The 6858-nt window shown below is 67.0% G+C and carries 10 protein-coding genes; 5 read left to right on the top strand and 5 right to left on the bottom strand.

The window, feature by feature from the left end:
- Together ACLBX9_RS18605 and ACLBX9_RS18600 are read left to right on the top strand one after the other, a co-directional pair.
- Window positions 1-916 (top strand): methyl-accepting chemotaxis protein (locus ACLBX9_RS18605; protein WP_447719989.1); only part of this gene is annotated, 916 nt, incomplete at its 5' end.
- A gap of 92 nt (window positions 917-1008) precedes the next feature.
- On the top strand, window positions 1009-1326 hold the full coding sequence (locus ACLBX9_RS18600; RefSeq protein WP_010686745.1) for a GCG_CRPN prefix-to-repeats domain-containing protein: 318 nt from the start codon (window positions 1009-1011) through the stop codon (window positions 1324-1326).
- Between the two features lie 15 nt (window positions 1327-1341).
- Here ACLBX9_RS18600 and ACLBX9_RS18595 read toward each other — a convergent pair whose 3' ends face one another.
- Entirely contained in the window at window positions 1342-1683 is a 342-nt protein-coding gene (locus tag ACLBX9_RS18595) for a hypothetical protein (protein WP_010686744.1), read from the bottom strand.
- A 77-nt stretch (window positions 1684-1760) separates the two neighbouring features.
- Here ACLBX9_RS18595 and ACLBX9_RS18590 point away from each other — a divergent pair, with 77 nt between their 5' ends.
- Both ACLBX9_RS18590 and ACLBX9_RS18585 read left to right on the top strand, forming a co-directional pair.
- On the top strand, window positions 1761-2093 hold the full coding sequence (locus ACLBX9_RS18590) for a hypothetical protein (RefSeq protein WP_010686743.1): 333 nt from the start codon (window positions 1761-1763) through the stop codon (window positions 2091-2093).
- A 180-nt stretch (window positions 2094-2273) separates the two neighbouring features.
- On the top strand, window positions 2274-2501 hold the full coding sequence (locus ACLBX9_RS18585) for a hypothetical protein (protein WP_010686742.1): 228 nt from the start codon (window positions 2274-2276) through the stop codon (window positions 2499-2501).
- Between the two features lie 38 nt (window positions 2502-2539).
- On the opposite strand, the gene ACLBX9_RS18580 is transcribed toward ACLBX9_RS18585, so the two are convergent.
- On the bottom strand, window positions 2540-2803 hold the full coding sequence (locus ACLBX9_RS18580) for a hypothetical protein (RefSeq protein ID WP_447719988.1): 264 nt from the start codon (window positions 2801-2803) through the stop codon (window positions 2540-2542).
- 248 nt (window positions 2804-3051) lie between these two features.
- Here ACLBX9_RS18580 and ACLBX9_RS18575 point away from each other — a divergent pair, with 248 nt between their 5' ends.
- Window positions 3052-3342: a hypothetical protein gene (locus ACLBX9_RS18575; RefSeq protein ID WP_010686740.1), complete on the top strand. Its 291-nt coding sequence runs from the start codon at window positions 3052-3054 to the stop codon at window positions 3340-3342.
- Between the two features lie 414 nt (window positions 3343-3756).
- Here ACLBX9_RS18575 and ACLBX9_RS18570 read toward each other — a convergent pair whose 3' ends face one another.
- The 3 genes from ACLBX9_RS18570 to ACLBX9_RS18560 all read right to left on the bottom strand — a co-directional run bounded on the left by ACLBX9_RS18570 (window position 3757) and on the right by ACLBX9_RS18560 (window position 6841).
- A complete protein-coding gene (locus tag ACLBX9_RS18570) occupies window positions 3757-4452 on the bottom strand; it encodes a GNAT family N-acetyltransferase (RefSeq protein WP_447719987.1) in 696 nt (231 codons plus the stop codon).
- 437 nt (window positions 4453-4889) lie between these two features.
- Complete coding sequence (locus tag ACLBX9_RS18565; protein ID WP_447719986.1) at window positions 4890-5639, bottom strand: cephalosporin hydroxylase family protein; 750 nt, start codon at window positions 5637-5639, stop codon at window positions 4890-4892.
- Window positions 5636-6841 carry a DegT/DnrJ/EryC1/StrS family aminotransferase gene (locus ACLBX9_RS18560; protein ID WP_447719985.1) on the bottom strand — a complete coding sequence of 402 codons (1206 nt, stop codon included), beginning with the start codon at window positions 6839-6841 and terminating at the stop codon, window positions 5636-5638. Before ACLBX9_RS18560 ends, ACLBX9_RS18565 begins: the two co-directional genes overlap by 4 nt.
- Window positions 6842-6858 lie beyond the last annotated feature (17 nt).

Raw genomic sequence — 6858 nt, 5'->3', positions numbered from 1 at the left:
CGAGGTCGGCCGTCTTGCGGGGACCTTGAACGCGATGGTGTCCGGGCTGTCGGACCTTGCGCGGACCAACCGGGCGGCGACGGCCGACCTGAACGCGGCGGCGGCCGAGATCCGCGCCTCGGCGCAGGAGCAGGCGGCCTCGGTCGAGCAGCAGTTCGCGGCCGTGCAGGAGACGGCGGCCACGGTCGACGAGATCACGCACTCGGGCGCGCAGATCTCGAAGCGCGCCACCGAGGTGATCGCCACCGCCCAGGCGACCGCCCAGACCTCGCGCCAGGGCCTGCGGGCGGTCTCCGACACGGCCAAGGCGATGGAGGCGATCCGCGAGCAGGCGGAGGCGGTGGCCGGCAACATCGTCAGCCTGTCGGAGAAGACCCAGACGATCGGCGACATCATCGGGACGGTCAACGACATCTCGGAGCGCACGCACCTGCTGGCGCTGAACGCGGCCATCGAGGCGGCGGCGGCCGGCGAGAGCGGCCTGAGCTTTGCGGTCGTGGCCTCCGAGATGAAGCTTCTGGCCGATCAGGCGAAGGCGGCCACCGGCCAGGTGCGGGGTCTGCTGGGCGAGATCCAGCGGGGCATCAACACGTCGGTGATGCTGACGGAGGAGGCGGTGAAGCGGGCGGCGGCGGGCAAGACGCGCTCGGACACGACGCAGCGCACGATCGAGGAGATCACCGCGCGGGTGGAGGAGAACGTGCAGACGTTCCAGCAGATCGTGGCCTCGACGAACCAGCAGCAACTCGGGATCGAGCAGGTGATGGGGGCGCTGCAGAACATCCGGCAGGCCAGCCAGCAGACCGCGGCCGGCACGCGGCAGGTGGAGGCGGCCTCCGCCAACCTCACCGAACTCGCCCAGGCCCTCATGGCCCTGGCCGAACGATACCGGCACGAGAACCCGACGATCCGATGAACGCACCGTCCGGATCCGGTTCACGGGCGGCGTCGCATCCTCCTCTCATCCGGTCCGGCACATTCGGACCAGATTGGGCAGGAGATCGTGTGATGATGCGCTCCCGGACGTTCGGAATGGCCGCGCTGTTGGCGGCAGGTCTCGCCACCGCCACGGCGGCGGAAGCGGCGCCCTTCGGCTACGGACCGCTCGATGGACCGCCCGACGGCGCGCTCCCGATCGAGCGTGTCGCTGGCGGCTGCGGACCCGGCTTCCATCCGAACCCGTGGGGGCATTGCCGTCCCAATGAGCGCGGCTGGGGCTGGGGCGGCCCGCGGGGGCCCTACAGCGGCCGGCCCGGCTACGGATACGGATATGAGCGCGGTCCGGGCGGCTACGACGGCCCGCGCCGGTTCTACGGCGGCTGGTGAGCCCGGCGCCCGGCCTCACGGGGTCCAGCCGGGCAGCCCCGTCCAGGCGTCCCGGATGAAGGCGAGCCGCTGCGCGGCGCGGGCGGGGTCGGCGTCCGCGACCTGATGCAGCGCGGCGTCCATCGCGTCGGTTCCGCCGAGCGCCGCCGCGGCCTCGCCCTGGCGGCGCAGAGCCGAACGGTGCGCCCGCATCGCCGGCCCCGCCTTCGGCCCGGCCTCGATCGCCTCTAGGGTCATGACGAGGGCGGCCACGACCGGGGCGACCTCGCGCCAGGACGGGACCGGCGGCCGCTCGGGCGCGGCCGGAGGCTCCGGGGCCGGCGGTGCGGAGAAGCTGGTTGTCAGCGGGCGCTTCAAGTCGAGCCTCCTCGGACGGAGCCGGATGGGTCAAAGATCGGCCGGCACGTGAGCTCACGGGAGCTTAGGAGGCGCGCATGGCCGAAAGGCGGAAGATCCGCGGATCCGACGGGGAGGCGCTGTCGCGCCACATCCTGCCGAGCGCGGGGACGATGGTGGGCGTCTGCACCACCCTGATCGGTCTCGTGAAGATCGTCGAGGGGCGCGTCGGCCCCAGCCACGTCGACGAGGCGGCGGCCCTGACGGCTATCCTGTTCCTGGTCGGCGCGATCGCGTCCTACCTGTCGATCCGCCTGGAGGCCGAGAGTGACCGCACGGTCCGCCTGGAGCGGTGCGCCGACATTTGCTTCGTTCTCGGCTTGGTCAGCCTGACGATGATCGCGGTCCTGTTCGCCTATGAGACGATCTGACGGCCGCCGTCCGACCTCGGGCAGGGCTGTCCCCGCGCAGGATCGCGAAGCTTCGGACCAGGCTGGCGCCGGGGGCTTGATTAAAAGTATCCATTACCGACGTGTGGATACCAATTCTGTACCGATACTCAGAGCCGTCAAAAGAGACTATCGTGCTTCGACATGGAGCGGGAGTTCGGCATGTCGGACGGCGATGCCTTCGCCCACGAAATCGCGGCCCTTCTGATCGCCGATATCAAGACGTCGGGCGCGCGAACCCGCGCCGAGATCGAGAATGCCTGCCAGATCTCACTCAAGAGCCTGCTGGGCGACGCCGCGGTGCCGCATCAGATCGCCGTCCTGATGCCGATCGGTCTCGAACGCTGGCCCCGCGTGGTCGTCCAGGGGCGACGGCTGCCGGACGTCTGACGGGGCCGAAGGGACCGCGTCACGATCCGGGACGGTCCTCAGCGTCCTGTCACGCCCGTCCCGCCGGTCGGCCCGATCGCGTTCGGACCGGTGTTCGGCGCGGGCGTCGCGGCCTGATTGCGCTGGAGGTCCATCCGCAGCGTGTCGCTTCGGGTCGTCTGCTCCTGTTGCAGGGAACGCATCTGGCCGCGTGTCCCCAGGGACCGGTTCGCGGCGTTGGGATCCTGCTGCTGCACCTGTGCCAGGGCCGGGGGCGCGGCCAGCGACGACAGGCAGAAGCTGGCGAGGATGAGGCGGCGCATGGTGGGGCTCGCGCGGTCAGGGATTCGATAGTCAGACACGATAAGGGCCTGCCGGGTTCCCTGCGGATCACGATGCCCCTCGCCAGCACGGCGCAGCAGGTCAGGCCCGTGCGGTCCGGTTGACCGGTGATCAGGAGCGGCCGGCATCCGCACCCAGGGTTAGCGGAGCCTTGCGCTCCGGCGCGATGCTTTACGTCCCGTTAAGGAGTTCCGGCGAAGCTCGCGGCGGCCAGCGGGAGAGTCGCCCTATGCGTGCATTGACGGCGGAGGATGAGCAAGCTGTCGAGCGCCTGACGCTCCGGCTGCTTCACGACGCCTATTGCGATCTCGCGGCCGTGCTCCGCAGCGCGCAGCCCCAGGCGGCCGCGGCGATCCTCGACGTCATGGAGCAGCGGGTGACCGACGTGCTCACCCGGATCTGCCGACAGGGTCTGGAGGGCGAAGCCTCCGCGGCGATCGCCATCGCTGTCGGTGAGCGGATCAGCGAGATCATGGATCAGGCGAACGGACGGAGCGGCCAGCCGGCGCTGGCGGCCTGAACGGGCGTCGACCCGTCAGGCTTGGCCGCGCGATCGCACTGTCCCGGGCGCAGCCGCGCCGTACGGAAGGCCGCCCATTCGTCTCTGGCTCAGCGATCAGCTGTTGATGCCAAAACAGACGACGGCGGGATCGCTCGCGCATCCCCGGAGCCGCGCGACATCGTCGTTCGCGGCCCCGCTGAGCAGGGCCTTGCACTTGGATGGCGAACGCGATCGGGTTGAAGATGGGGCTGTGAGCTTAAGGGGCGAACGTAATTCTCACCGGGCCTTTCGAATTTGTGCACAGGTGAGGTCGGCTCTTCTGCGATCGGCCCCCAGGACCATGGCGCGCCTCGCGGAACCGTCGCAGCGACCACCGAGACATGCACGGCCTTGTAAATCTCACAGACGCGCTGCGGTTCGGCTAGGGTTGGTTTAAATATTTAACTCCATCCGAAGCAAAGCAAGATCTGATCTCGACGCTTCTGGATCGGGAATGAGTTTATAGCCGTCATCGAAATTCTGTCTTCGAAGTGGTGTGGAGGAGACTGCGCCGAATCCGACGCGTTCATAGTGCCTGATCGCCTTCACGTTTTCGGACAGGACATGCAGGTAAAATTTCTTGATGCTCATGGACTCGGATGCCCAGCCGATCAATGCAAGCTGGGCATGCTGCATGAAAAATTTATGTTTCACATCTTCGCTGCGTATGACGTTATCGAGCTCGGCGGATTCGCCTGATATATGTGCGAGACCGAAATTTCCCACGAACCTGTCGTACTCCTTCAGCAGGAACAACACGCGGGTGTTGTCGGGAAGGTATATGGTTTGAAGATATCGCTTGGTCGAGTCTAGGGTCGGATTGAAGACTGTAAGAAATCGATCCCTGTGATTCGAGCGCCACTTGCAAAGCATTGCCACGGTGTCATGTTCCGAGGCGATGTCGCGGGTGATAAGACAAAGTTCACCGATCCTCTCGCCGGCCGGGGACAAGATCCGATAAGGATTCCACGGCACGGCGCCGCATTTCAGGCGCGCCACGAAATTTCCTTCTGGAGATGTCGACATCGGTTCCTCGCCGCCTCGATCCTGCAGAATTGGCTTTGTCGATCCCTGCTCGTCGAAGCGCATACACGACGGTATCGCTCCAGATCCCTCGGGCGGAAGCGGCGCGCCGGGCAGTCACATCAGGAGGGGACCTTGGGCCATCTCGCCTTAGGCCGGCTGCACCACACGCAACCGGTCCGATCACGCGAGCCGGATGGGGCAGCCACTTCGGCATCTGGACCGGACGCGAAGGCGGCCCGAAGCGCCGAAGCATCGGAACAGGCCGCCCGTCGTGAGCCTTCTTCCGAAGTCATTGTGATCGATCGGGCGAGACGATCCATCATTTGGGTCGTCCGCTCCGTATACTCATCCCCGCGCGCCTGAGGCCCCGTTACGCAGATCGCCTTGACCAGCAAATGGGTTTGCAGGCCGGGGTCATGGCTGCGCGCTGAATGCTTGAGACGTTTTCATCGACGATAATCCGACGCCGTTGTGAGCGATATTCGGTCGATTGGAGTAGATTAATCTTGTTTCCGGATCAGGTATCCGCCGGGAGAGCTGGAGAACACGAGTTTTCCGTTAATGGTCGGATCGGGTTCGAAGCGATCCGTCTCATCAAGGTAGGCCTGCAACGCCGCGCGTGGTTCGTTTCCCGGATGCCAGATCTTGGAGCGCTTGCGCGGCGTCTGGGAAGCCTCGAGATGGCCGAGCACTGTGTCGGCCACCACGAGGTACTGACCTGGCGTCACCAGGGGACCGTAGGTGCGCAACTCGTCCAGCACGTGATCGCGGCTGTGATCGCTGTCGAGGACCACCATGACCGAAGCGCCTGCCGGTATGGCCTCGCGCACCCGCCGCAGCGTGTCGTCGGCCGTGGCAGGCCCTTCGATCAGTTCGACGCGCCCGGCCATCGGATGCGTCTCGATCGCCGCACGGTTGTGCGCCCGGATGTCGATGTCGACGCCGATGACTTTGCCCTTGCCGATGAGCTGCAGCATCGCGGCCATAAAGATGACCGAGCCGCCCCGGGCGACGCCGGTCTCGATGATCACGTCGGGCTTCGTGGCCCAGATCACCTCCTGCGTCGCCATGACGTCGGCGGGGTGCTGGATGATCGGCAGCCCGAGGAAGCTCCAGAGATAGGTGTAATCGTAGGCATCCACCGCGAGCAGCGCCTCGACGGTCTGCGTGAAGACGGCTTGGTCGCGACCGAGCGCGAGGCACATCGCGCGTTTGTGGTCCTCGAACGCTGTCCGGTCGTCTGTGGTCATGGCTCTGCCCCCTTCCCTGCGTGGCTGTCGGCGTGCTGTCCTGTGTCCGCGCCAGCGTACGTCGTGGCCAGTCCCAGAATCTCGGCGAGCGCGGCACAGACCGTCCCGACCGTCTCCTCGGTCATGGCGTAGCCGGAGGGCAGGTTGAGGCCGCGCCTGGCGATACGCTGGCCGGCATCCTCCGGACGCACGAACCGCGTTGCCTCGCGGCGTTCCTGGAAGGCCGGAAGCCCGGAGAGCGGTGAGAAGAACGGGCGCGTGTCGATGTTGCGCCGGTCGAACTCCGCCATCAGGGCGAACTTGTCGAGGCCGAAGGTCTCGTCGATGATGATCGTGTTCATCCAGAAGGAGTTCTCGATGCCCGGCGGCTCGGCATTGAGCGTGACGCCCGCGAGACCGCCGAGGCGCGCCTTGTACCAGCCGAACAGACGGCGCTTGTAGGCGATGAGCGCGTCGATGCGCTCCATCTGCGCGACGCCGAGTGCGGCCGTCACCGCGTTCATGCGGTACTTGAACGCGATCTCCGTGTTGAGAAAGAACCGGTCGCCGGGGGCGCGGCCGTGGTCGCGCAGGCGGAGAACGCGGGCGGCCAGGTCATCATCGTCGGTGACGAGCATGCCGCCCTCGCCCGTCGCCACCGTCTTCGAGCCGTGGAAACTGAACGCGGCCGCGTCGCCGAAGCTGCCGGCCTGACGTCCGTCGTGGCGCGAGCCGATCGCCTCGGCCGCATCCTCGATGAGGTGGAGCCCATGGCGGCGCGCGAGAGCCCGCAGAGCCTCCCAGTCGCACAGGGACCCGTAGAGATCGACGCCGAGGATCGCCTTGGTGCGCGGGCCGATCGCCGCCTCGACCGCCGCCGGATCGAGGCACCACGTGTCCGGACGGATGTCGACGAGGACGGGCTCCGCGCCCACGTAGGTGACCGGCGCCACGGAGGCGATCCAGGTCACGTCGGGGACGATGACCTCGTCACCCGCACCGATCCCCAGCGCCGCCAGGATCAGGTGCAGGGCGGCGGTGGCGTGCGGGACGCTGATCGCGTGGCGTACGCCGACATAGTCGGCGAGCATGCGTTCGAATCGGTCGTTGTAGGCGTAGTGATTGCCGTACCAGGCGGTCCGGGCGGCCTCCGCGGCCAGCTCCGCCTCCCGATCGGTGATGGACGGCCCCGCCACGGGGATGCGCTGCGGCGCGATGATCATCGGTCTGCTGCCTTTGG

It is taken from the genome of Methylobacterium sp. A49B (genome assembly GCF_053346215.1).
Note: the sequence above shows the minus strand (reverse complement) of the source record. Positions and strands in the feature narration are given on the sequence as shown.

Coding starts and splice junctions, on each gene's coding strand:
- ACLBX9_RS18575 (WP_010686740.1), top strand. CDS start 3,052: ATGCGTGCATTGACGGCGGAGGATGAGCAAGCTGTCGAGCGCCTGACG.
- ACLBX9_RS18565 (WP_447719986.1), bottom strand. CDS start 5,639: ATGACCACAGACGACCGGACAGCGTTCGAGGACCACAAACGCGCGATG.
- ACLBX9_RS18570 (WP_447719987.1), bottom strand. CDS start 4,452: ATGCGCTTCGACGAGCAGGGATCGACAAAGCCAATTCTGCAGGATCGA.
- ACLBX9_RS18585 (WP_010686742.1), top strand. CDS start 2,274: ATGTCGGACGGCGATGCCTTCGCCCACGAAATCGCGGCCCTTCTGATC.
- ACLBX9_RS18600 (WP_010686745.1), top strand. CDS start 1,009: ATGATGCGCTCCCGGACGTTCGGAATGGCCGCGCTGTTGGCGGCAGGT.
- ACLBX9_RS18580 (WP_447719988.1), bottom strand. CDS start 2,803: ATGCGCCGCCTCATCCTCGCCAGCTTCTGCCTGTCGTCGCTGGCCGCG.
- ACLBX9_RS18560 (WP_447719985.1), bottom strand. CDS start 6,841: ATGATCATCGCGCCGCAGCGCATCCCCGTGGCGGGGCCGTCCATCACC.
- ACLBX9_RS18590 (WP_010686743.1), top strand. CDS start 1,761: ATGGCCGAAAGGCGGAAGATCCGCGGATCCGACGGGGAGGCGCTGTCG.